20 protein-coding genes are annotated in these 22,254 nt (G+C 74.8%); 4 read left to right on the top strand and 16 right to left on the bottom strand.

Features of this window, described 5'->3' with window-relative positions; all coding sequences use genetic code 11:
* Position 1 precedes the first annotated feature (1 nt).
* The 8 genes from ACGFIR_RS29185 to ACGFIR_RS29220 form a co-directional block, all read right to left on the bottom strand.
* A complete protein-coding gene (locus ACGFIR_RS29185; protein ID WP_393008091.1) occupies positions 2-775 on the bottom strand; it encodes a thiamine biosynthesis protein ThiG in 774 nt (257 codons plus the stop codon).
* Positions 776-1,076: 301 nt separating this feature from the next.
* Positions 1,077-1,721 carry a nitroreductase family protein gene (locus tag ACGFIR_RS29190; protein ID WP_393148495.1) on the bottom strand — a complete coding sequence of 215 codons (645 nt, stop codon included), beginning with the start codon at positions 1,719-1,721 and terminating at the stop codon, positions 1,077-1,079.
* Between the two features lie 65 nt (positions 1,722-1,786).
* Complete coding sequence (locus ACGFIR_RS29195; protein WP_393148425.1) at positions 1,787-2,962, bottom strand: M20/M25/M40 family metallo-hydrolase; 1,176 nt, start codon at positions 2,960-2,962, stop codon at positions 1,787-1,789.
* Positions 2,963-3,150: 188 nt separating this feature from the next.
* Complete coding sequence (locus ACGFIR_RS29200) at positions 3,151-3,963, bottom strand: SigB/SigF/SigG family RNA polymerase sigma factor (protein ID WP_393148427.1); 813 nt, start codon at positions 3,961-3,963, stop codon at positions 3,151-3,153.
* Between the two features lie 278 nt (positions 3,964-4,241).
* Entirely contained in the window at positions 4,242-4,709 is a 468-nt protein-coding gene (locus ACGFIR_RS29205) for a MaoC family dehydratase (RefSeq protein ID WP_393008086.1), read from the bottom strand.
* Positions 4,706-5,878: an acyl-CoA dehydrogenase family protein gene (locus ACGFIR_RS29210; RefSeq protein ID WP_393148429.1), complete on the bottom strand. Its 1,173-nt coding sequence runs from the start codon at positions 5,876-5,878 to the stop codon at positions 4,706-4,708. The genes ACGFIR_RS29205 and ACGFIR_RS29210 overlap by 4 nt, the downstream gene beginning before the upstream one ends.
* Positions 5,879-5,913: 35 nt before the next feature.
* The gene (fabG, locus tag ACGFIR_RS29215) at positions 5,914-6,672 is read right to left on the bottom strand and encodes a 3-oxoacyl-ACP reductase FabG (protein ID WP_393148431.1); all 759 of its coding nucleotides are present in this window, start codon (positions 6,670-6,672) and stop codon (positions 5,914-5,916) included.
* Positions 6,673-6,688: 16 nt separating this feature from the next.
* On the bottom strand, positions 6,689-7,837 hold the full coding sequence (locus tag ACGFIR_RS29220) for an acyl-CoA dehydrogenase family protein (RefSeq protein ID WP_393008081.1): 1,149 nt from the start codon (positions 7,835-7,837) through the stop codon (positions 6,689-6,691).
* 89 nt (positions 7,838-7,926) lie between these two features.
* On the opposite strand from ACGFIR_RS29220, the gene ACGFIR_RS29225 reads away from it, so the two are divergent.
* Genes ACGFIR_RS29225 through ACGFIR_RS29235 form a run of 3 tightly spaced genes read left to right on the top strand, consistent with a single transcriptional unit; the run spans position 7,927 to position 11,135 of the window.
* Entirely contained in the window at positions 7,927-8,592 is a 666-nt protein-coding gene (locus ACGFIR_RS29225; RefSeq protein ID WP_393148433.1) for a TetR/AcrR family transcriptional regulator, read from the top strand.
* Between the two features lie 48 nt (positions 8,593-8,640).
* Entirely contained in the window at positions 8,641-10,059 is a 1,419-nt protein-coding gene (locus ACGFIR_RS29230; RefSeq protein ID WP_393008077.1) for an aldehyde dehydrogenase family protein, read from the top strand.
* Positions 10,056-11,135: an alcohol dehydrogenase catalytic domain-containing protein gene (locus ACGFIR_RS29235; protein ID WP_393148435.1), complete on the top strand. Its 1,080-nt coding sequence runs from the start codon at positions 10,056-10,058 to the stop codon at positions 11,133-11,135. Before ACGFIR_RS29230 ends, ACGFIR_RS29235 begins: the two co-directional genes overlap by 4 nt.
* Positions 11,136-11,211: 76 nt before the next feature.
* On the opposite strand, the gene ACGFIR_RS29240 is transcribed toward ACGFIR_RS29235, so the two are convergent.
* The 3 genes from ACGFIR_RS29240 to ACGFIR_RS29250 all read right to left on the bottom strand — a co-directional run bounded on the left by ACGFIR_RS29240 (position 11,212) and on the right by ACGFIR_RS29250 (position 15,601).
* Positions 11,212-14,109 (bottom strand): AAA family ATPase, encoded by a 2,898-nt coding sequence (locus tag ACGFIR_RS29240; RefSeq protein ID WP_393148437.1) that lies wholly within the window; start codon positions 14,107-14,109, stop codon positions 11,212-11,214.
* Between the two features lie 54 nt (positions 14,110-14,163).
* Positions 14,164-14,775 carry a TetR/AcrR family transcriptional regulator gene (locus tag ACGFIR_RS29245; RefSeq protein ID WP_393148439.1) on the bottom strand — a complete coding sequence of 204 codons (612 nt, stop codon included), beginning with the start codon at positions 14,773-14,775 and terminating at the stop codon, positions 14,164-14,166.
* A gap of 61 nt (positions 14,776-14,836) precedes the next feature.
* A complete protein-coding gene (locus ACGFIR_RS29250) occupies positions 14,837-15,601 on the bottom strand; it encodes an SDR family oxidoreductase (RefSeq protein ID WP_393148441.1) in 765 nt (254 codons plus the stop codon).
* Between the two features lie 134 nt (positions 15,602-15,735).
* Between ACGFIR_RS29250 and ACGFIR_RS29255 the strand changes: the two genes are divergently transcribed.
* Complete coding sequence (locus ACGFIR_RS29255; protein WP_393148443.1) at positions 15,736-16,956, top strand: acetyl-CoA C-acetyltransferase; 1,221 nt, start codon at positions 15,736-15,738, stop codon at positions 16,954-16,956.
* A gap of 151 nt (positions 16,957-17,107) precedes the next feature.
* Here the strand turns inward: ACGFIR_RS29255 and ACGFIR_RS29260 are convergent, their stop codons facing one another.
* From ACGFIR_RS29260 to ACGFIR_RS29280, 5 genes are all read right to left on the bottom strand, one after another.
* Positions 17,108-18,388 (bottom strand): ABC transporter substrate-binding protein, encoded by a 1,281-nt coding sequence (locus ACGFIR_RS29260; protein ID WP_393008069.1) that lies wholly within the window; start codon positions 18,386-18,388, stop codon positions 17,108-17,110.
* Positions 18,389-18,505: 117 nt separating this feature from the next.
* Positions 18,506-19,621, bottom strand: coding sequence for a branched-chain amino acid ABC transporter permease (locus tag ACGFIR_RS29265; RefSeq protein WP_393148445.1), 1,116 nt, complete (start codon positions 19,619-19,621; stop codon positions 18,506-18,508).
* Positions 19,618-20,496 (bottom strand): branched-chain amino acid ABC transporter permease, encoded by an 879-nt coding sequence (locus tag ACGFIR_RS29270; RefSeq protein ID WP_393148447.1) that lies wholly within the window; start codon positions 20,494-20,496, stop codon positions 19,618-19,620. Before ACGFIR_RS29270 ends, ACGFIR_RS29265 begins: the two co-directional genes overlap by 4 nt.
* 27 nt (positions 20,497-20,523) lie before the next feature.
* Positions 20,524-21,246: an ABC transporter ATP-binding protein gene (locus ACGFIR_RS29275; RefSeq protein ID WP_393008063.1), complete on the bottom strand. Its 723-nt coding sequence runs from the start codon at positions 21,244-21,246 to the stop codon at positions 20,524-20,526.
* Positions 21,243-22,028, bottom strand: coding sequence for an ABC transporter ATP-binding protein (locus ACGFIR_RS29280; protein ID WP_393008061.1), 786 nt, complete (start codon positions 22,026-22,028; stop codon positions 21,243-21,245). Before ACGFIR_RS29280 ends, ACGFIR_RS29275 begins: the two co-directional genes overlap by 4 nt.
* Positions 22,029-22,254: the final 226 nt, after the last annotated feature.

Raw genomic sequence — 22,254 nt, forward strand, 5'->3', positions numbered from 1 at the left:
GTCAGTAGGGGATCTCGTCGCCAGGCATGGCACCGGCGAGGTACGACAGCCGGCCGGCCGCCACGGCGTGCTGCATCGCCCGCGCCATCAGCATGGGTTCCCGGGCCTTCACGAGGGCGGTGTTGACCAGTACCGCCGCCGCCCCGAGCTCCATCGCCAGGGTGGCGTGCCGGGCGCTGCCCAGGCCGCCCTCGACGACCACGGGGATGCCGACGTTGTCGATGATCTGGCGGATCGGGCCCGGGTTCGGGATGCCGTGGCCGGAGGCGACGGGGGCGCTCATCACGCGCAGCGCCGCGCAGCCGAGCGCCGCCAGCTCCTTGGCGACGGCGAGGTCCGGCAGGATGAACGGCATGACCTCCCAGCCCTGCTCGCGCAGCTGGGCGGCGACCTCGACGGTGGCGCGGTTGTCCGGCTCGTTGGTCCGGCCACGCACGTCCAACTTGAACACGGTGATGCCGTAGGCGTCGTGCAGGATGCGTACGGTCTTCCACGCGCTCTCGGCCGACCGGGCGAACGAGGTCGTGCCGATCCACAGGTAGTCGTCGATGGCGATCTCGTCGGCGAGGTCGGACAGCAGGAGACTCGACCGGTTGTTGTCCGGGTCCACGGTGGTGATGAAGACCTGGGACCCGGTGGCCTCGAGCACCTGGCGGATCACCGACGGCGAGGTGTACTGCTCGATCCCGACGAGCAGGCGTGAGGTCAGCTCCGTGTCCCCGAGCCTGACCCACGCGTCCCGGAGGCCGGTGACCTCCATCGAATCCACGGACATGTGCACCCCTTTCTGGTCGAGGCCGGGTACGACCGGTGGTGCGCAGCGTCAGCCCGGGGCGGACGTCCTCGCAGCCCGCGAGGACCGCGCGTACCGCCGGCCGGCGGATGACCGATCGGTCCGTCGCAGCAGTCGCGAAGGAAATCTTGGTTGCCACGCCGCGGCGCGGCATCTTCCAACGTGCGGCGCTTCATGACGCGTGGGTCATTGATTCGTTACGACGACGGTGATATTTGGCGGCGGGTGGTCGCGCGGCGGTCCGGCCCCCGGGTCCGGCCCCCGGACAGCCGGGGACGGGCCGTCACCGCCGGATCAGGACCTCCGGCAGCGGCTTGCGGACCAGGTCCGGCACCGTCGCGTCGGGCGCCGGATACCCGACCGGCATGACCAGGTACGGGCGCTCCTCCGGCGGCCGTTCGCACACCTCGTTGAGGAAGCGCATCGGGCTCGGCGTGTGGGTCAGGGTGGCCAGCCCGGCGTGGTGCAGCGCCGTGATCAGCACGCCGACCGCGATGCCCACCGACTCCTTGACGTAGTAGGGCTTCGGGGAGCGGGGGCCCTGGTGCACCTCGAACACCACGATCACGACCGGCGCCACCTCCAGGAAGGGCTTGTGCCAGTCCGTACCGATCGGGGCGATCGCCTCCAGCCACTGCGCCGACGCGCGCCGGGCGTAGAACTCGCGCTCCTCGGCCTCGGCGGCCTCGCGCAGCCGGCGCTTGCGGGCGGCGTCGGTGACCACGACGAACCGCCACGGTTGCAGGTTGGCGCCGCTCGGCGCGGTGGCCGCCGCGCGGATCGCCTCCTCGATCACCTCCATCGGCACCGGCCGCGGCGAGAAGTGCCGGATGGAGCGCCTGGCCGCCATCCGGTCGGCGAAGGTGCGTGCGTTGCGCACCATGTCACCCGCCGCCAGCGGCGAGTGGGGTCCGAGGTCACCGGTCATTCGAGCCATGAGCGCCTCCCCGCGCGATCGACGGAATTAGCATCGCCCAGCGGTGCGGGGCGCGTTTACGAAACCGTGCGGACTTCGACCGGCGGGCGGCGTTCGTCGGCAACCTCGTCGGGGGCGGTGGCGAGGAGCCGGGCCGTCAGGGCGGCCAGCAGCGCGGTGCGCTCCGGCATCCTCGCGACGTCCACGTACTCGCCGCGGGCGTGCGGCAGGCCCCCGACCCCACCCAGCCCGTCCAGGGTGGGTACGCCGAGCGCGCCGGTGAAGTTGGCGTCGGAGGCGCCCGGGGCGGCGACGCCGCGTACGGTCGGCAATCCGAGTTCCGCCCCCACCGACTGCGCGATCCGCAGCAGCGGCGTCGACACGGAGGCCAGCAGCGGGTACCGGTTGATCCCGCCGCCGACCGTCAACCGCGCGTCGGGCAGCCGGGGTGTCAACGCCCGGACCAGCCGGTCCACCCGGTGCAGTTCCTCGCGCGTCCAGGCCCGCACGTCGACGCTGAGGACCGCGGACTCGGGTACCACGTTCGTCATCGTGCCCGCGGAGAGGACCGTCGGCGTCACGCTCGTCTCCCCCGCGGCGAAGGCCTGCACCGCGAGGATGTGGTGGGCGAGTTCGACCCCGGCGTTGACGCCCCGGTGCGGTTCCACGCCGGCGTGCGCCGCCCGTCCCCGCACGGTGATCCGGTAGACGGAACCGCCCTTGCGGGCGACCTTCAGGTCGCCGCCCTCGGTGCTCGGCTCGCCGACCAGCACCGCCCCGGAGCGGCGGGCCTGCTCCTCGATCAGCGGCCGGGAGGTGCCGGAGCCGCTCTCCTCGTCGCAGGTGAGCAGCAGCCCGACCCGCGACGTGTCCGGCAGCAGTTCCAGCGCGGTGAGCATCTGCACGATCCCGGCCTTCATGTCACAGACCCCGGGCCCCGTGGCGGTGGTTCCGGTGATCGTGAAGGGCCAGTCCCGGATGGTGCCCGACGGCCAGACCGTGTCGTAGTGACCGAGCAGCAGCACGCGCTGGTCGGGGGCCGCCCAGAGCAGGTGCGGCAGGCCATCCAGGACCACGCGACGCCCCCGCCGGCCCAGCGCCGCGTCACCCCACGCCTGCAGCAGATCGGCGCAGGCGGCGAGTTCCGGTCCCGCTCCCGGCGGCGACTCGCAGGTCACCAGCCGGCGCAGCCGCGCCGTCATCACCGCCGCCCGGGCCCGCGCCCCACGCCGAAACACATCGACATTCGCCATCGTTCGATGGTGGCACCGCCGCCGCGCCCATAAACGTCACGATGTCCGACAGCGCACGGAAACGGTGGTACGACCCGCGACACGGCATCCTGGAAGACAAGGATGCCGTGTCGCGGGTCGCCGAGGTGGGCGGCGCCCCGAGGCGTACGCCCGGCGGCGGGTGGCCGCCGGGGGTCACGGGGAGTTCGTCAGTGGCTGCCCTCGAGCTGGCCGCGCAGCTTGCCCAGCGCGCGAGCGAGCAGGCGGGAGACGTGCATCTGGGAGACCCCGACCCGCGCGGCGATCTCGCTCTGGGTGAGGTTGCCGTAGAAGCGGAGGGTGAGGATCTTCTGCTCGCGCTCGTCGAGGGTGGCGAGCGCGGGGCCGAGGGAGGCCCGGAGCTCGGCCAGCTCGAACTCGCCGTCCTCGGCGCCCAGGGTGTCGCCGAGCTCGGTGGCGCTGTCGCCGTCGCCGATGGGGGTGGACAGGGAGACGGCGTTGTAGGCGCGCGCGCCTTCGAGCCCCTCCAGGACCTCCTCCTCGGTGACGCCGAGGTGGGTGGCGATGTCGGCGACCGTGGGCGCGCGGTTGAGCGTCTGGGTGAGGGTGCCGTTGGCCTCGGAGATGCGCAGCCGCAGCTCCTGCAGGCGGCGCGGCACGCGGATGTTCCAGGTGCGGTCGCGGAAGTGGCGCTTGATCTCGCCGAGGATCGTCGGGATGGCGAAGCCGGCGAAGTCCACCCCCCGGGAGGCGTCGAACCGGTCCACGGCCTTGATCAGTCCGAGGGCGGCGGTCTGGGCCAGGTCCCCGTTGGGCTCGCCGCGCCCGCTGTAGCGGAAGGCGAGGTGGTGGGCCAGCGGCAGCCACGCCTCGATCACCCGCGCACGCAACGCCGGCCGGTCGGGGTGCCCCTCCGGCAGGGCCGCGAGGGCGGCGGTCAGCTCGCTCGCGCGGGTCTCGTCACCGGAGACCGTGGTGGCGGTGTCGGTGGTGGTGCTCGGCGCGGTCGTCGTGGTGATCATGTTGCCCTTCCTGTCCCACAGATGCGGCGACGCCGGGAACCGGCGACCGCAGTGCCACCACCCTAGACCAACGGCCGTCGCCATATCAACCGAACGGACGATGGACGAAAGCGACAGAGCCTCCTATCCCGGGCGCGGACGCTGTGGGACAGGCCACGGCGCCGGCGCTGACGGAGGGACTCGGGCGGGCAGACCCGCCGCGGGGCCCGGGGCCACGAGGGGGCCGAGGGGCGGCCGGTGACCACCCGCCCGGGGCCCGCGGAGGGTGCAGCCCCGGCTCAGGGGGCAGCAGTCGCCGCGTAGAGCCGGCTCACCGTCTCGGCGACGCAGACCGGCTTGCCGCCGGCGTCGCACTCCACGGTCGCGGCGGTCACCAGCTGCACCCCGCCGGGCACCGGGGACACCTCGGCGATGGTGGCGACGGCCCGGACCGCCGTGCCGACCCGCACCGGGGCGGGAAAGCGCACCCGGTTCAGCCCGTAGTTGACCCCCATCCGCACGCCCCGCACCCGGTAGAGCCGGCCCACCAGCGCCGGCAGCAGGGACAGGGTCAGGTAGCCGTGGGCGATCGTGCCGCCGTACGGGCCGGCGGCGGCCCGCTCCGCGTCGAGGTGGATCCACTGGTGGTCGTCGGTGGCGTCGGCGAAGAGGTCGACGCGCCGCTGCTCGACGCGCTGCCACGGCCCCGGGCCGAGGGTCTCCCCGACCGCCGCGGCCAGCTCGTCGACCGAGTCGAAGGTCCTCATGCCAGGTGCCCTCCCAGCCGCGTGTAGCCGCGCAGCAGGTCCCGCGCGATGATGAGCCGCTGCATCTCGTCGGTGCCCTCGAAGATCCGGTAGAGCCGGACCTGCCGGTACCACCGCTCGACGGGCAGCTCCCGGGTGTAGCCCATGCCGCCGTGGATCTGCAGCACCCGGTCGACGACCCGGTTGACCATGCCGGCGCCGTAGAGCTTCGCCATCGACGAGGCGTGCCGGGGGTCCATGCCCTGGTCCACCGTCCAGGCCGCCCGCAGGATCAGCCAGCGGGCCGCCTCCAGCTCGGTCTCGGAGTCGGCGATCATCCACTGGATCGCCTGGTTGTCGCCGATCGGCCGACCGAACGTCTGCCGCGTGGTGGCGTGGTCGATCGCCATCCGCAGGGCCCGCTCCGCGATGCCGACGGCGTGCGAGGGGATGGTGTAGCGACCCTTGCCGATCCACTCCATCGCGAGGGCGAAACCCTGGCCGGGCTCGCCGAGGATGTTGCGCTCCGGCACCCGTACGTCGTCGAAGACCAGCGCGGCCGGCCCGCCCTCGCCCATGGTCTGGATGAACTCCGAGCGCCAGCCCATCGCCCGGTCCACCAGGAAGGCCGTGGCGCCGCCGTTGCGGGCGCCCTTCTCCCGGTCGGTGACCGCGATGACGATGGCGAAGTCGGCCTCGTTGCCGCCGGTGATGAAGGTCTTCTCGCCGTTGAGCACCCAGTCGCCGCCGTCACGGCGGGCGCTGAGCCGGATGTTGGCGGCGTCGGAGCCGGCGCCCGGCTCGGTGATCGCGAAGCAGCTGCGCCGCTCCCCCTCGATCGTCGGGATCAGGAACTCCCGCTGCTGTTCCTCGTTGGCCCGGAACAGGATGTTGTCGGCCTCGCCGCCGAAGCGGAACGGCACGTACGAGCGGCCGATCTCGGTCCAGATCAGCGACTGGGTGACGGCCGGCAGGTCCATGCCGCCGTACGCCTCGGGGGTGGCCAGCCCCCAGAAGCCGAACGCCCGCGCCTTGAGCTGCAACTCGCGCAGCTCGTCGGGCTCCAGCCCGGGCCGGTGGGCGCGTTCGCGCCGCAGCAGCTCCTGCTCCAGCGGCATGACCTCCCTGGTGATGAAGTCGCGGGCCGTGTCGCGGATGGCCCGTTCGGTGTCCGAAAGCGCGAAGTCCATGTCCCCTCCGGGGTCGGTGCGGTGCTACGCGCGGCTCAGCGCGCGCCGCCGTTGACGTACAGGGTCTGGCCGCTGACGTACGAGGCGTCGTCGCTGGCCAGAAAAGCGATCACCGAGGCGATCTCGGCCGGCTGGGCGACCCGGCGCAGCGGGGTGTGCTCGGCGACCATGCGCTGGTGCTCCTCGGGGCTGCTGCCCACCCGCTCGGCGGTGGCGGCGGTCATCGCCGTGGCCACGTAGCCGGGGGCCACCGCGTTGACGGTGACGTTGAACGGGCCCAGCTCCACGGCCAGGGTGGCGGTCAGGCCCTGCACGCCGGCCTTCGCCGCCGCGTAGTTGACCTGCCCCCGGTTGCCCAGCGCGGAGCGGCTGCTGAGGTTGACGATCCGGCCGTAGCGGGCCGCCACCATGTGCTGCTGCGCCGCCTGGCAGCAGAGGAACATGCTCGTCAGGTTGGTGGTCAGCACCGCCTCCCACTCGGGCAGCGCCATCTTGAACAGCAGGTTGTCGCGGGTGATCCCGGCGTTGTTGACGAGCACGTGCAGCCCGCCGTACGCCTGGACCACCTCGTCGGTCATGGCGGCCACCGCGGCGGCGTCGGTCACGTCGCAGCCGATGCCGACGGCCCGACCACCGGCGGCGGCGATCTCGTCGGCGACGGCCCGGGCGCGTGCCGCGTCGAGGTCGACCACGGCGACCGCCGCACCCTCGGCGGCCAGCCGGTGCGCGGTGGCCGCGCCGATGCCCTGCGCGGCGCCGGTGACGACGGCGACGCGGTCGGCGAATCTGGTCACGGTTTCTCCCTGGCTTCTAGAAGGCGTTGACGCCGGTGAGCGCGCGCCCGATGAGCAGCTGCTGGATCTGGCTGGTGCCCTCGTAGAGGGTGGCGACGCGGGCGTCGCGCAGGTACTTGCCGACCGGGTACTCGTCGATGTAGCCGTAGCCGCCGAAGACCTGCACGGCGTTGTTGGCCGCGCGCACGGCGGCCTCGCTGGCGAAGAGCTTGGCCGTCGACGCCTCGGTGGCGAACGGCTCGCCCCGGTCGATCAGGTCGGCCACGCGCCAGACCAGCAGGCGCGCGGCGTCGGTGTCGACGGCGATGGCGGCGAGCAGCTGCTGCACGAGCTGGTGGGCGGCGATCGGCTTGCCGAACTGGGTGCGCTGCCCGGCGTAGCCGACGGCCGCGTCCAGGCAGCCCTGGGCGATGCCGACGCAGCCCGCCGCCACGGACATCCGGCCCTTGGCCAGGGTGGCCAGCGCCAGCCGGAAGCCGGCGCCCTCCTCGCCGAGGCGCGCCGAGTCCGGCACCCGTACGCCGTCGAGGCGCAGCTCCCCGGTGGCCTGCCCGCGCAGCCCCAGCTTGCCGTGGATCTCGCGGCGGGTCAGGCCCGGCGCGTCGGTGGGCACCAGGAACGCGCTGATACCCCGGTGACCGGGGCCGCCGGAGCGGGCGAAGACCAGCGCGACGTCGGCGGTGGTGCCGTTGGTGATGAACATCTTCGCGCCGGTGATCAGCCAGTCGGTGCCGTCGCGCACCGCCCGGGTGGTCAGCGCGGCGGCGTCGGAGCCGCTGTCCGGCTCGGTCAGCGCGAAGCAGCCGAGGGCGGCACCGGAGCAGAGCCGGGGCAGCCACTGTGCCCGTTGCTCGGCGGAGCCGTGCGCGGCGATCGACTTGGCGACCAGTCCGAGGGAGACCGAGACGATGCCGCGCACGGCGGAGTCGCCCCGGCCGAGCTCCTCCAGCACCAGGCAGTAGGAGAGGTGGTCGCCGCCGGAGCCGCCGTCGTCCTCGCCGATGGTGAGGCCCAGGAAGCCGAGGTCACCCAGCTTGCCGACGATGTCGGGGTCGACGGACTCCCGGCGGTCCCAGGCGGCCGCGTGCGGCGCCACCTCGCGGTCGACGAAGTCCGCGGCGAGCCGGCGGACCGCCGCCTGCTCGGCGGAGAGTTGCAGATCCATGAGCTTTAAACTAGCGGTGCAAGTTTAATTCCGTCCAGACCCGGGTGTGGCAGAGTCTCAGACGACCGCACCAGCGAAGGAGGACCGGAATGCCCCGGCCGCGGCAGGCCCTGCTCAGCCGGCAGCGGATCGTCGAGACCGCCGCCGCGCTGATCGACGCCGAGGGGCTGGCAGGCTTCTCCACCCGCCGCCTGGCCGCCGAGCTGGGGGTACGCGGCCCGTCCCTCTACAACCACTTCGCCACGAAGGACGAGATCCTCGACGCGGTGGCCGACACCGTCACCGGCCAGGTGGACGTGTCGTACTTCGGCAGCGTCGACTGGCGCGAGGCGCTGCGCCGGTGGGGGCGCTCCTACCGCGCGGCGCTGGCCGCGCACCCGAACATCGTGCCGTACCTGGCCCGGGGGCCGGGACGTCGACCCGCGGCCCTGGCCATGGCCGACGCCGTCTACGGCGGACTGGTCGCCGCCGGCTGGCCGCCGGCCCGGGCGACCCACATCGGCGCGCTCATGCGCTACTTCGTGACCGGCTCGGCGCTGGGCTCGTTCGCCCGGGGCTTCGTCGAGGACCCCGGGGTGTACGCGGAGCAGTACCCGCACCTGAACCATGCCCACCGGCTGGCGGAGCACCAGCAACAGGTGGACGAGGGCGCCTTCGCGCTGGGCCTCGACGCGCTGATCCACGGGCTGTCGCGCACCTACGAGGAGCACATCGGGCCGCTGCCACCCCTCCCGCCGGCCGACGACGCGTACTAGAGTCGAAACTTGCACTGCTAGTTTTGACCGATGTACGTGAGGGGCGCGATGGATCTCGCACGGACCGACTTCTACCTGGACGGCGAGTGGGTCGCCGCCGGCGCCGGGGAGACCGTCGCGGTGCGCAACCCGGCGACCGAGGAGGTCTTCGCGGCCGTCCCGGCCGGTACGGCCGCCGACGTCGACCGCGCCGTCGCGGCAGCCCGGGCCGCCTTTCCCGGCTGGGCCGACACCGCGCCCGCCGAACGGGCCGCGTGCCTGGACCGGCTGCACACCGCCCTCTCCGCCCGGGCCGACGAGATCGCCCGCACCGTCGCCCTGGAGCTGGGCACCCCGCTGAAGGTGGCCACCCGGGTCCAGGCCGGCCTGCCGCTGACCGTCCTGCGCAGCTACGTCGAGCTGGCCGCCCGTCCCCCGGCCGACGAGACCGTCGGCAACTCGCTGGTGCTCCGGGAGCCGGTCGGCGTGGTCGGGGCGATCAGCCCGTGGAACTACCCGCTGCACCAGGTCGTCGCGAAGCTGGCCCCCGCCCTGGCCGCCGGCTGCACGGTGGTGCTCAAGCCGAGCGAGCTGACCTCGCTGACGGCGTACCTGCTCTTCGACGCGATCCACGAGGCCGGCTTTCCGCCCGGGGTGGTCAACCTGGTCACCGGCACCGGCCCGGTCGTCGGCGAGGCCATCGCCGCGCACCCGGACGTCGACATGGTCTCCTTCACCGGTTCGACGGCCACTGGGCGGCGCATCTCCCACCTCGCCGCCGACCGCATCGCCCGGGTGGCGCTGGAACTCGGCGGCAAGTCGGCCAACGTGGTTCTCGACGACGCCGACCTGGCCACGGCCGTGAAGGTCGGGGTCGGCAACGCGTTCGCCAACTCCGGCCAGACCTGCACCGCCTGGACGAGGCTGCTGGTGCACCGCGACCGCTACGACGAGGCCCTCGACCTGGCCGCCCGGGCCACGGCGGGCTACCGGCTCGGCGACCCGTTCGACCCGGCCACCCGGCTCGGACCGCTGGTCTCCGCCGCGCAGCGGGAACGGGTCCGCGAGCACGTCGCGCGCGGGTTGGCCGACGGGGGCCGGCTGGTCGCCGGCGGGCCCGACGCCCCACTGCCGGAGCGGGGGTTCTTCGTCGCGCCGACGGTGATCGCCGACGTCGACCCCGACAGCGCACTGGCCCAGGAGGAGGTCTTCGGTCCGGTGCTCGCGGTCATCGGGTTCGACGACGAGGACGAGGCGGTGGCCATCGCCAACAACTCCCGCTACGGGCTGGCCGGCGCGGTCTGGTCGGCCGACGAGGAGCGGGCGCTTCGGGTCGCCCGGCGGATGCGCACCGGCGCGGTCGACGTCAACGGCGCCCCGTTCAACCCGCTCGCCCCGTTCGGCGGCTACAAGCAGTCCGGCCTCGGCCGGGAGCTGGGCCGGTACGGGCTCGAGGAGTTCCTCCAGGTGAAGGCCATCCAGCGATGAGGGCGCTGGTCGCACGCGGCGTGGGCGCCCCGCTGCGGGTGGAGGAGATCGAACTGCCCGCCCCGGGCCCGCACGAGGTACGGGTGAGCATCCGGGCCGCCGGCGTCTGCCACTCCGACCTGTCCATGGTCGACGGCACGCTCGCGCCGCCGTACCCGCTGGTGCTGGGGCACGAGGCGGCCGGTGTGGTGGTCGCGGTCGGCGACGCCGTCACGCGGGTCGCGCCCGGCGCGCACGTGGTGCTCAACTGGGCTCCGCCGTGCCGCGACTGCTGGTACTGCGGGCGGGACGAGCCGTGGCTCTGCGAACGCACCGGCGGGCCCTCCGTCCCCCGGGGACGGACACCGGCCGGCGAGCCGCTGCACGTCACGCTCGGCCTCGGCGCTCTCGCCGAGGAGGTGGTGGTGCCGCAGAACGCCGTCATCCCGGTGCCGGCCGAGCTGCCCTTCGAGGCGGCGGCGCTGCTGGGCTGCGCCGTGGTCACCGGCGTCGGCGCGGTCCGGCGTACGGCGCAGGTCGCGCCCGGCGAATCGGTGGTCGTGATCGGCCTCGGCGGGGTGGGGCTGTCGGTCGTCTCCGCCGCGCGGGCCGCCGGCGCCGACCAGGTGCTCGCCGTCGACGTCTCGGCGAGCAAGGCGGCGCTGGCCACCGCGGCCGGGGCGACCGAGTTCCTGCTCGCCGACGAGTCGCTCAACCGGGCGATCCGGGAACGCACGGCGGGGCGGGGCGTCGACCACGCGCTGGAGTGCGTCGGGCGGTCGACCACGATCCGCACCGCCTGGCGGGTGACCCGCCGGGGCGGGCAGGTGACCGTCATCGGCATGGGGGCCAAGGACGACATCGTCGGGCTGGGCGCGCTGGAGATCTTCCACTCGGCCCGGACCCTGCGCTCCTCGGTCTACGGCTCCTCCGACCCGGACCGGGAACTGCCCGAACTCGCCCGGGCCGTGCTCGACGGCACCCTCGACCTCGGCTACCTGATCACCGACCGGACCACCCTCGACGGCGCCCCCGACGCCTTCGCCCGCATGTCCCGCGGCGAGGGCGCCCGCACGATAGTCCTCCCCACCCCCTGACACCCGCCCCGCCCCTCCCCACCCACCCCGCCTCCGCTCAGGGCGGGGAGGGGAGGGCGGGGAGGCAGCGGCGGGGTCAGGGGAGGGCGCGGGCCAGCTCCGTGCGGGAGCGGATGTTGAGCCGGTGGAAGATGTTGCGCAGGTGATGGTCGACCGTACGGGTGGAGAGGAACATCCGGGCCGCGACCTCCCGGTTGGTGGCGCCCTCGGCGACCAGTTGCGCGATCCGGAGCTGCTGGCCGGTCAGCAGTCGCGCCACCGACTCCTCCGGCGGGCCGACGGACTCGCCGGCCGCCCGCAGCTCCGTGGTGGCCTGGTCGGCCCAGACGCCCGCCCCGAGCAGGGTGAACGCCTCCCGGGCGGCGTGCAGGTGCTCGCGGGCCGCGCGCGGTCGGCGGCTGCGGCGCAGTTCCCGGCCGAGGAGCAGCTCGGTGCGGGCCCGCTCGAACGCGCCGGCGGCCGTGGGGTGCAGCCGCAGCGCGGTGCGGAACTCCTGCTCCGCCTCGGCGCTGCCCCGGGGCGCGAGCAGCCCGTGGCAGCGGGCGGAGAGGGCCCGGCGCGACGGGCTCGCCGTGCTGCTGGCCCACCGGTCGAAGACGGCGAGGGCGGCGCCGGCCGCCGGCCGGTCCGCGACGGCGGCGGCCGCCTCCACGAGGTACGGGGTGGCCATCACAAGGACCAGCACCTGTCCCCGGCCGGTGCCGGGGCACGCGAGCGCGGCCAGTCGCGCGGCGGCGGCGGCCGGTCGGTTGTCGACCAGGTCGAGCACGGCCAGCGCCCACTGCGCCAGGGCACGGGGCCGGCTGTGCGCGCCCGCGTCCTCGCCGATCTCGCGGATCCGGTGCAGGGCGGTCTCGCGGTCCGCCCGGACGGCGGCCAGCACCGCCAGCATTCCCAGGTGTACGCCGGCCCAGTTGTCCTGACCCGTGTCCCGGGCGATCCGCAGCCCCTCCCGGGAACTGTCCATGGCGGCGTCGTGCCGGCCCAGCCAGTACTCGGCGGACGCCCGCAGCTCCAGCGCACGCGGCAGGGCGGACAGCTCGCCCCGCTCGCGGGCCAGCTCGACGGCCCGCGCGGCGAGCCGGTGCGCCGCCCCGTCCACCGCCACCAGCAGACCGGCCGAGGCGGCGCAGGTCAGGGCCCCCGGGGTCAGTGCCGGCCCGGTCAGCTGTCCACCGAGGACGACCGCCCGGCGCAGGGCGGGCCCGGCCTGCTCGTGGTCGCCGCGCAGGGTCGCCGCCGTCCCGGCGACGTACGCGCTCAGCAGCTCGGTCGCGGGCGGGTCACCGGGGCGGCGCAACAGCTCCGCCCTGCGGGCCACCTCGGCGTAGCGGTACTGGTCGCCGGCGAAGCAGGCGGCCTCGCCGGCCCGTACCAGCGCGCCGAGGGCCAGCGCGCGGTCGCCGGATCCCGCGCCGTCCGCGCCGGCCTGGTCCGCGCCCGCCGCCGTGGACGCCACCGTGGCGGCCCGCCCGCGGCCCATGGCGGTCCACGCGGTGTCCGGGGCGGCCCGCCCGGTGTCCGTGCCGGTCGAGGCGGTGTCCGGGGCGGTCAGCGTGTCGGCGGCGGCCAGCAGGGTGGTGAGCGCGGAGCGGGGGTGCCCGGCGCGCAGTTCCAGCTCCCCGCGCAGCAGGCCCGCCCGCCCCGCCACGGTGGCGTCCACGGCGGCGGGCAGGCCGCCCAGCAGCAGCCGGGTCCGGTGTGCCCGGCCGGCCGACCAGGCGTACCGGGCGGCGGCCACGAGCCGGGCGGCGGCGCGCGCCGGGTCGTCGCTGAGTTCGGCGGCCCGGTGCAGCGCCGCCGAGGCCGCCGTCGCCGCAGCCCCGCTCTCGGCTGCCGCCTGCTCCAGTTCGGCGGCCAGGGCCGGGTCGGGACCCTGCGCGGCGGCGGCGAGGTGCCCCGCCCGACGCAGCCGGTGCCCGGCCCCGTCGAGCACGCGGGCGAGCAGCAGGTGCGCCGCGCGCCGCTCGGCCAGTGGCGCGGCGGCCCGGACCACGGTCCGGACGAGGGGCTGCGGGAACGTGACGCGGTGCGGCTCGACGCGGACCAGGCCCGCGAGTTCGGCCGGCGCGAGCGCTTCGACGGCCGTGCCGGCGATCCGGGCGGCCCGGAGCAGGGTGCCCGGCTCCCCGTCCTCGTCGAGCGCGGCGAGCAGCAGGACGCGGCGGGTGTCGGCCGGCAACCGGTCCAGCCGGGCGCGGTAGGCGCGGCCCAGCCCGCCGTCGGGCGGCGGCGTCTCGGGTACCGGCTCCTCCCCGCGGCACTGGCCCGGGGTGAGCACCCCGGCCAGGTCGACCAGGGCCTGCGGGTTGCCGCCGGCCGCCGCGCCGAGCGCGGCGGCCACGGACGGAGCGGGTGGGCGGCCGGCCAACCGGTCGGTGAGCAGGGCGAGGCTGTCGCGGTCGTCGAGCGGACGGAGCCGGTGGCGGGCCATCCCGTCGAGCGGCACGTCCGCGGCGGTGGTGAGCAGGACGGCCACCCGCGACCGGCGCAGGCGGCGGGCGACGAACGCCAGCACGTCGGCGGTGGGCTGGTCGCCCTGGTCCACGTCGTCCATCGTGCAGAGCAGCGGGCGTTCCCGCGCGGCGGCGGTGAGCAGGCCGAGCACGGCCAGGGACAGCGCCAGGCGCCGGTGGGCGGGGCAGCCCGCACCGGTCAGCGTCCGCAGCAGTACCCGCCGCTGTTGCTCCGGGAGTTCGTCGGCCCGCTCGAGCACCGGATCCAACAACCGTTGCAGCCCGGCGTACGGCAGGCCGGCTTCCTCGCGCAGGCCCGTGCCGGCCAGGACGGTGCAGCCCTCGGCGTGCCGGTGCGCGTAGTCGACGAGGGCGGTGCGGCCGGATCCCGGCTCGCCCTGGATCAGCAGCGCTCCCCCGCCACCGGTGGGCAGTACGCCCAGCAGGTGCCGGATCGCGGCACACTCCTCGCCCCGGCCACGCAGCACGGTTAATTGCACTGACAATGCAGTAACCATGCATCGAGTGTCACCTATCGGCCGCCCGATGGAAAGACCGGTGCGCCGACCGTGTCAGCGGGGAGCGACGCCGGCCAGCAGGGCCGCCACCGTACGGGCCATCACCGCCCGGGCCTGGTCCACGCCCAGCCCCAGCCCGTCGCGCAGCATCGACCAGGCCGGCCACATGCTCGCGGCCACCAGGGCGTGCACCAACTGCTCCCGGTCCGGGCCGGCCAGTTCCAGCTCGGCGGCGAAGAGCTGCTCGACCTCGTCGCGGACCCGCTCGGTGTGCTTGAGGCGGTTGCGGCGCAGCTGCCCGGAGACCGGTTCGCGCATCTGGGCGGCGCGGGCCGACGGCGCGATGAGCTGGAGCAGCCGCGCCCGCTGCCGGCAGTACGCGTCGATCCGCCTGGCCAGCGGCAACGCCGGCGAGATCGGGCGGTGGGCGGCGTCCTGCTGCCGGAGCAGCTCCGCGCCGCTGGCCTCGAAGAGCGTCTCCATGTCCTTGAAGTTGGTCCAGAGCGTGCGCAACGAGATGCCGGCCCGCTCGGCGATGCGCTCGCCGGTCGGCCGCAGGTCGCCCTCGGAGATGAGCGCCAGGTGCGCCTCGACGATCGCCGCCCGGGTGCGCTCGGCCCGGGCGGTCCGGCCGTCGACCCGGACCGGAGCCTCGGCACCGCCCATCTGCGCCCGCCTCCTCGCCGTCACGTCGCCCGCACCGCCGCGCCGAGTCTAGCCAGGCCGGTCATCCGACGGACCGGGCGAGGCTGACCCCGCCGTCGAGGACGACGGTCTGCCCGGTGATCCAGGCCGCGTCGTCGGAGGCGAGGAAGGCGACCGCGCCGGCCACGTCGGACGGCAGCCCGAGGCGCTTCAGGGGGTACGCCCGGGCGACCTCCTCCTCGCGGCCCTCGTGCAGCGCCGCGGCGAAGCGGGTCTTCACCACGGCGGGCGCGACCGCGTTGACCCGGACCTTCGGGGCGAGCTCGACGGCCAGGCACGCGGTGAGGTGGTCGACCGCGGCCTTGCTCACCCCGTAGAAGGCGATGCCGGGCGACGGGGTGCGCCCGGCGATCGAGGACACGTTGACGACGCAGCCGCCCCGCTCGCCCATCCCCGCGGCGACCTGCTGCACCCAGCCGAGCGTGCCGACCAGGTTGACGTCGAGAATCTTGCGGGCCGCCGCCAGGTCCAGGTCGACCAGCGGCCCGTACGCCGGATTGATGCCCACGTTGTTGACCAGCACGTCGACCGGACCGAACGCCTCGGCCACGGCGTCGACCGCGGCCCGGCGGTGCCCCGCGTCGTCGGCCCGGCCGGCGACGGCCACGGCGCGGGCGGGCCCGCCGAGCGCCTCGACCGCCTCGGCCAGGGCCTGCGGGTGGCGCGCGGTCAGCCCCACGCGGGCGCCCTCGGCGACGAGTCGCCGGGCGATGGCCAGGCCGATGCCGCGACTGGCGCCCGTGACCAGGGCGACCCGGCCCACGAGTCGCCCCGTATCTGCATTCACGATGCAGATACTAGAAGTGGCTTCGATGCTCGTCAACGACGGAACATCGATGGACGCCTCACATTCCATTGACAGCGCGCTGCGGTAACCGCACTGTCGATGCACATAGTTCGCTCCCCCGAGAGGACGCTCCCATGCCCGAAGCCGTCATCGTCGCCGCCGCCAGGTCACCCATCGGCCGCGCGCACAAGGGCTCCCTGCGCGACCTGCGCGCCGACGACCTGGCCGCCACCGTCGTACGGGCCGCCCTCGACCAGGTGCCGGCGCTCGACCCGCGCGAGATCGACGACCTGATGCTCGGCTGCGGGCAGCCGGCGGGCGAGCAGGGACACAACCTCGCCCGGGTCGTCGGCACCCTGCTCGGGCTGGACCACCTGCCCGGCACGACCGTCAACCGCTACTGCTCGTCGTCGTTGCAGACCACCCGGATGGCCCTGCACGCCATCCGGGCGGGCGAGGGCCACGCCTTCCTCTCGGTCGGCGTGGAGTGCGTCTCCCGCTACGACCGGGGCCGCGCCGACGGGCACCCCGGCACCACCAGCCCGGCCTTCGCCGACGCCCTGGCGCGCACCGCGATCAGGGCGGCGGGTGAACTGCCGGGCTGGCACGACCCGCGCGAGGACGGCGAACTGCCGGACGTCTACATCGCGATGGGGCAGACCGCCGAGAACGTGGCGCACCTGCGCGGGGTGTCCCGGCTCAGCCAGGACGAGTTCGCCGTACGGTCGCAGCTGCTGGCCGAGAAGGCGATCGCCGACGGCTTCTGGGCCCGGGAGATCACCCCGGTCACCGTGCCCGGCGGAGCGGTGGTGAGCGCCGACGACGGGCCGCGTGCCGGGGTGACCCTGGAGGCGGTGGCGGCCCTGCCGCCGGTGTTCCGGCCCGACGGCACGGTGACCGCCGGCAACTGCTGCCCGCTCAACGACGGTGCCGCCGCGCTCGTCGTGATGTCCGACGTACGCGCGCGGGAGCTGGGCGTCACCCCGCTGGCCCGGATCGTCTCCACCGGCCTGAGCGCCCTCTCCCCCGAGATCATGGGGCTCGGGCCGGTGGCGGCGTCCCGGCAGGCGCTGCGGCGGGCCGGCATGTCGATCGACGACGTCGACCTCGTCGAGATCAACGAGGCGTTCGCCGCCCAGGTGCTGCCCAGCGCCCGGGAGCTGGGCGTCGACTGGGACCGGCTCAACGTCAACGGGGGCGCGATCGCGGTGGGCCACCCGTTCGGCATGACGGGCGCCCGGATCACCACCACACTGATCAACTCGCTGCGCTGGCACGACCGGGAGATCGGGCTGGAGACCATGTGCGTCGGCGGCGGGCAGGGCATGGCGATGGTTATCGAGCGGCTGAGCTGACCCGGCCCGGCCGGGCTCCCGGGACGCCGTCAGTTGCCGGCGGCCCGCGAGCCCGTCTGGCACGCCGGGTGACCGCCCCGCCCAGCCCGGACCGGGCGGGGCGGGCCGGAGGGCCGACGCGCCACGCCCGGTCCGCGCCGGGTACGACCGGTCAGGAGGCCGTCGGCACCCCGTTGGCCGGCGGCGCCACCGGCGCGGCGGTGTGCTCGCGTACCGGCCCGTCGCCCTCGTCCGTCTCGTACGTGGGCCCGAAGTAGGCCTGCGTCCCGCCGCTCACCCGGGTCAGCCGCTGCCCGCCGTAGCCGGAGTGGTCGGTGTCGGAGTAGCGCAGCGGGGCCAGCCCGGGCCCCTGGTAGCCGCCCTTGGCGACGGCCTCGGTGACCGCCTCGCGGGTGAGGTCCTTGCCGGCGGCGAGGAGCACCTGCACGAAGAGGTAACCGACCGCCATGCCGTAGACGGTGTTGCCGTCGAAGGGCGCGTCGCCGTTGTACTCCTTGTTGATCCTGGTGAAGAGCTGGACCCACGGGTCGGCGGCGTCGGTGGCCATCGGCAGGTAGTTGGCGCCCACCATGCCCTCCAGCAGCCCGGCGTTGGCGCCGAGCTGCTTGGCCAGCGTCGGGTGGTCGGCGCCCACGTTGGAGACCAGCCACTGCGGCTGGAACTTGAGCCGGGCGGCGGTACCGACGGCCAGGGCGGTGAAGCCGGGCACGGTGGCGAGGATGACGACCTGGCAGCCGGCCGCCTTGAACGCGCCGATCTGGGGCGCCACGTTGGTGTTGCTGGTGACGTACGTCTGCTTCGCCACGACGGCGTCGGCGCCGAGCACCTTCTCCACGCCGACGAGGCTGTCCCGGCCGAAGTCGTCGTCCTGGCCGAGGAAGCAGACCTTGCGCCCCGGCAGGCTGGTCTTCACGTGGTGGGCCAGGATCTTGCCCTCCACCGTGTAGTCGGGGTTGAAGCCGAACGTGCCCGGGTAGCGGTCGGGCTGGTCCCAGCTGCGGCTGCCGGAGGCGACGAAGAGGTCGGGCACCCGGTTGCTCTTGAGGAAGTCGAGCACGCCGGTGTGGGTCGGCGTGCCCAGCCCGTTGAGGATCGCGAAGACCTTGTCCTGCAGGACGAGCTGGCGTACCACCTGCTGGGTGTTCGCGGGGTTGTAGCCGTCGTCCATGATCTTGTAAGTGATCTTACGGCCGTGCACGCCCCCGTTGGCGTTGACGTGGTCGAAGTACGCCTTCGTCGCCGGGGCGATCTTGGAGTAGCCGGCGGAGGCCGGACCGGTGAGCGGCATGTGCGTGCCGACCACGATCTCGGTGTCGGTGACGCCGGGGACCGCTCCCCGGCCGCCGCCGTCGTCCCCGGTGCAGGCAGCGGAGGTGACGAGCAGGGTGATGGCGGTGGCGAGCGCGAGGCCGCGCCGTGCCGTTCGTGTCATGTCAGACACCGACCTTTCCTCGGTCCGGTTGGTGGTGGGTGCGGTGGTGGTGGGGTGCGGTGGTGGTGGGGACGGGTGTTCGGGTGGGGCGGGTGCGGGCTCCCGGACCGGGACGGCTCACGGCCGCCGTCGGCCCGCCCGGCGCGCGGAGAAGGTCCGGGCCAGCCGGGACAGCAGGCCCTGCACGCCGCCGGGAGCGGCGATCATGACGACGACGAGGGTGAGCCCGAAGATGGCCAGGGGCAGGTTGCCCTCGACCCGCTGCGCGAGCGCCGGCGACAGGGTGAGCTGCTCGGTGACGGCGTGCGTCAGGTCGGGCAGGACGACCAGCAGGACGGCGCCCCACGCGGCACCGGCGAGGCTGCCCAGCCCGCCGATGACGACCGCCATCAACAGGAACAGCGACAGCGTCAGCGAGAACGCCCCGGGCGACACGCTCTGCGCGAGGACCGCGAGCAGGGCGCCGCCGAGCCCGGCGCCGGCCGCGCTGACCACGAAGGCGAGAACCTGGGTGCGGGCGACGTGGATGCCGGCGAGGCGGGCGGCGACCTCGTCGTCGCGGACCGCCCGGAAGGTGCGGCCGTACCGGCTGCGTACGAGGTTGGCGAGCAGCAGCAGGGCCAGCAGGGTGGCCGCCGCGGTGACCCAGAGCTGCCACCGCTCGTAGGGGAAGTAGGGGCCGAGGGCCGCCGGCGGGGGCTCGACCGGCACCGCGAGCCCCTGCTCGCCGTTGAGGACGCCGTCGAAGGTGACGGCCAACGCCGGTACCACGACCGCGACGGCCAGGGTGACGCCGGCCAGGTAGGGCCCGCGCAGCCGGGCGGCGGCCACCCCGACCACGGCGCCCACCGCGAGGGCGGCGAGGACGGCCGCGCCCAGCGACACCGGCAGCAGCCAGCCGCCGGTCATCCCGGCGTCGGCGAAGGCGTTCTGGCACAGGGCCACGGTGTACGCGCCGGTCGCCATCAGCGCGCCGTGCCCCAGCGAGAGCTGCCCGTTGAGCCCGGTGAGGACGGTCAGCCCGGCGGTGGCGCACAGGTAGGCGGCCACGGTGGCGAGCTGGAAGTTGCGGAACGGCTCCAGCCCGTAGCTCGCGGCCACCAGCAGCAGCGCGGCGACGACCGCGAGAGCGAGGTGGCGCAGCAGGGTCGAGCCGCGTCGGGTCCCGGCCGGACGCGTGCCGCCGGCGCGCGCCCTCGTGCCCGGCGGGGTCGCCGCCCGGGTGGCGCTCACACCCGCCTCGCCGCGACCGGGGCGAAGAGCCCGGCGGGACGGACCAGCAGCACGGTCAGCAGCAGCACCAGCACCGCGAGCGGGGTGAGGTCGCTGCCGGCGTAGCCGCTGACGTAGGAGAGCAGCAGCCCGACCGCGAGGCCGCCGACCACGGCCCCCGGTGGGCTGTCCAGTCCGCCCACCACGGCGGCGGTGAACGCCGAGACGAAGACCAGGTCCATCGCGTGCGGGTGCAGGCCCAGCTCGGTGGGGATGACCAGCATGCCGGCCAGCGCGCCGACGACGGAGGCCAGCGCCCACCCGAGGGTGAGCATCCCGCCCACGTTCACCCCGAGCAGCCGGGACACCTCGGGGGCGAAGGCCGCCGCGCGCATCCGCAGGCCCACCGCCGTGCGGGTGAAGGTCCAGGCGAGCCCCACGACCACCACCGCGACCGCCGCGAAGACGAACAGGTCGTACGGCGACAGGACGGCGACGCCTCCCACGGTCAACGGGCTGCGGGAGAAGGGCGTCCCGGCGGGCAGGAACTCGCTGCCGTACGCCATGCCGAGGACGGCCTGGATCAGCAGCACCAGCCCGAGCGCGACGATCACCGGGTTGAGCGGCGAGGCGTGGTCGACGAAGCGCATGACGACCAGGTCGACCGCCGCGCCGAGCAGCAGCCCGGCGGCCAGCGCGGCCAGGAAGCCCAGCCAGTACGAGCCGGTCGCGGTGGAGACGCTGTAGGCCACGTACGCGGTGGCGACGGCCATCGCGCCCTGGGCGAAGTTGACGATCCTGGCCGCCCGCCAGATGAGCACCAGCGCCAGGGCGAACGCGGCGAGGACCGCGCCCCTGGACAGGCCGTCGAGGGTGAGGAAGACGAAGCGGTCCAACGGTCCTCCCTTGCGGGGACGAGGGGTTCAGAAGCCGAGGTAGGCGTGCCGGAGGTCGGCGTCGTCGCGCAGCCGGCCGGCCGGGGCGGTGGTGACGACCCGGCCCAGGGACATCACCACGCCCTCGTCGGCGATCGAGAGCGCGCTGCGCACGTTCTGCTCGACCAGCAGGACGGTGAGACCGGTGTCGTCGCGCAGCCGGCGCAGCAGGGCCATGGTCTGGGCGACCACCCGCGGCGCCAGGCCGAGCGACGGCTCGTCGAGCAGCAGCAGGCGGGGCCGGCCGACCAGCGCCCGGCCGAGGGCGAGCATCTGCCGCTCGCCGCCGGAGAGCTGGTGCCCGTGGTGGCGCCGCCGCCGGGCCAGCGGCTCGAAGAGCTGGTAGACCTCGTCGAGGGCGCGGGCGGCGTCGGCCCGGTCGCGCCGCCACAGCCCGCCGAGGCGCAGGTTCTCGTCGACCGTCAGCTCGCCGACCACCCCACGGCCCTCCGGGACGTGGGCCATGCCGCGCCGCACGAGCTGCTCCACCGCGACGCCGCGCAGGTCCTCGCCGGCCAGGAGGACCCGGCCGGCGGTCGGGCGCAGCATGCCGGAGAGGGTGCGCAGCAGGGTGGTCTTGCCGGCCCCGTTGGCGCCGACGACGGCCGCGATGGCGCCCTGCGGCACGGTGAGGTCGATGCCGTGCAGCACCGGCGCGCCGCCGTAGCCGGCCGCCAGGCCGCGTACCTCGAGCAGGGCCCCGCCGCTCATGCCGCGGCCTCGTCGACGGCGGCGCCGAGGTAGGCGTCGGCGACCGCCGGGTCGTCGCGTACCTGCTCGGGGGTGCCGGCGGCGATCACCCGGCCGAAGTCGAGCACCACGATCTCGTCGCAGACGGACATCACCAGGTCCATGTGGTGCTCCACCAGCAGCACCGCGCAGGGGTCGGTGTCGCGTCGGGGCAGTCCCCGGATCAGCTCCGCCAGCTCGGCGATGTCGTCGGCGCCCAGGCCGCCGGCGGGTTCGTCGAGCAGGAGCAGCCGGGGGCGTGCGGCCAGCGCGCGGGCCAGGGCGACCCGCTGGCGTACGGCGAAGGGCAGCGTGCCCGGCGCGGCGTCGGCGTGCCCGGCGATGCCCAGGGTGTCCAGGACGTCGAGGGCGTGCCGGCGCAGCCGGCGCTCGTCGCGGTCGCTGCGGGGCAGGCCCAGCAGGGCGGCGAGGAAGCCGGCGCGGGCCGTGTGGGTGGCCCCGGTCATCACGTTCTCGAGCACGGTTAGCCCGGCGAAGAGCCCGGTGCCCTGCAACGTGCGGGCGACGCCGAGCCGGTTCAACCGGTGCGGGCGCGGCCGCAGCGGCCGGCCGTCGAGGCTCAGCGAGCCCTCGTCCGGCGTGACGAAGCCGCAGACGACGTTGAACAGCGTGGTCTTGCCGGCCCCGTTGGGACCGATCACGCCGACCACCCGGCCGGGCGGCACCCGCAGCGAGACGTCGTCGAGGGCGGTGAGCCCGCCGAAGCGGACTCCGATGTGGTGCAGTGCGAGCCCTTGCTCCATCACCCGTCCCCCCGGCAGCCGCCAGTATTTACACTGGGAGTGTACGTTTCTGAGGTGGGCCGTCAATACCTTCGACGCCCTGGCCGCACACGCTCGTCGGGGGCCGCCCCGGGGGGGGGGGGGCCCCCGGGGTTTTGGGCACCCCGGGACCCGCAACGGGGGCCCCCGGGGTGGGGGCCCCCCCCGGCGGGGGGGGGGCGCGGGGCGGGGGTGGGGGGGTCCGCCG

The sequence above is a fragment of the Micromonospora sp. NPDC049051 genome (assembly GCF_043197575.1).
Taxonomy (GTDB): domain Bacteria; phylum Actinomycetota; class Actinomycetes; order Mycobacteriales; family Micromonosporaceae; genus Micromonospora.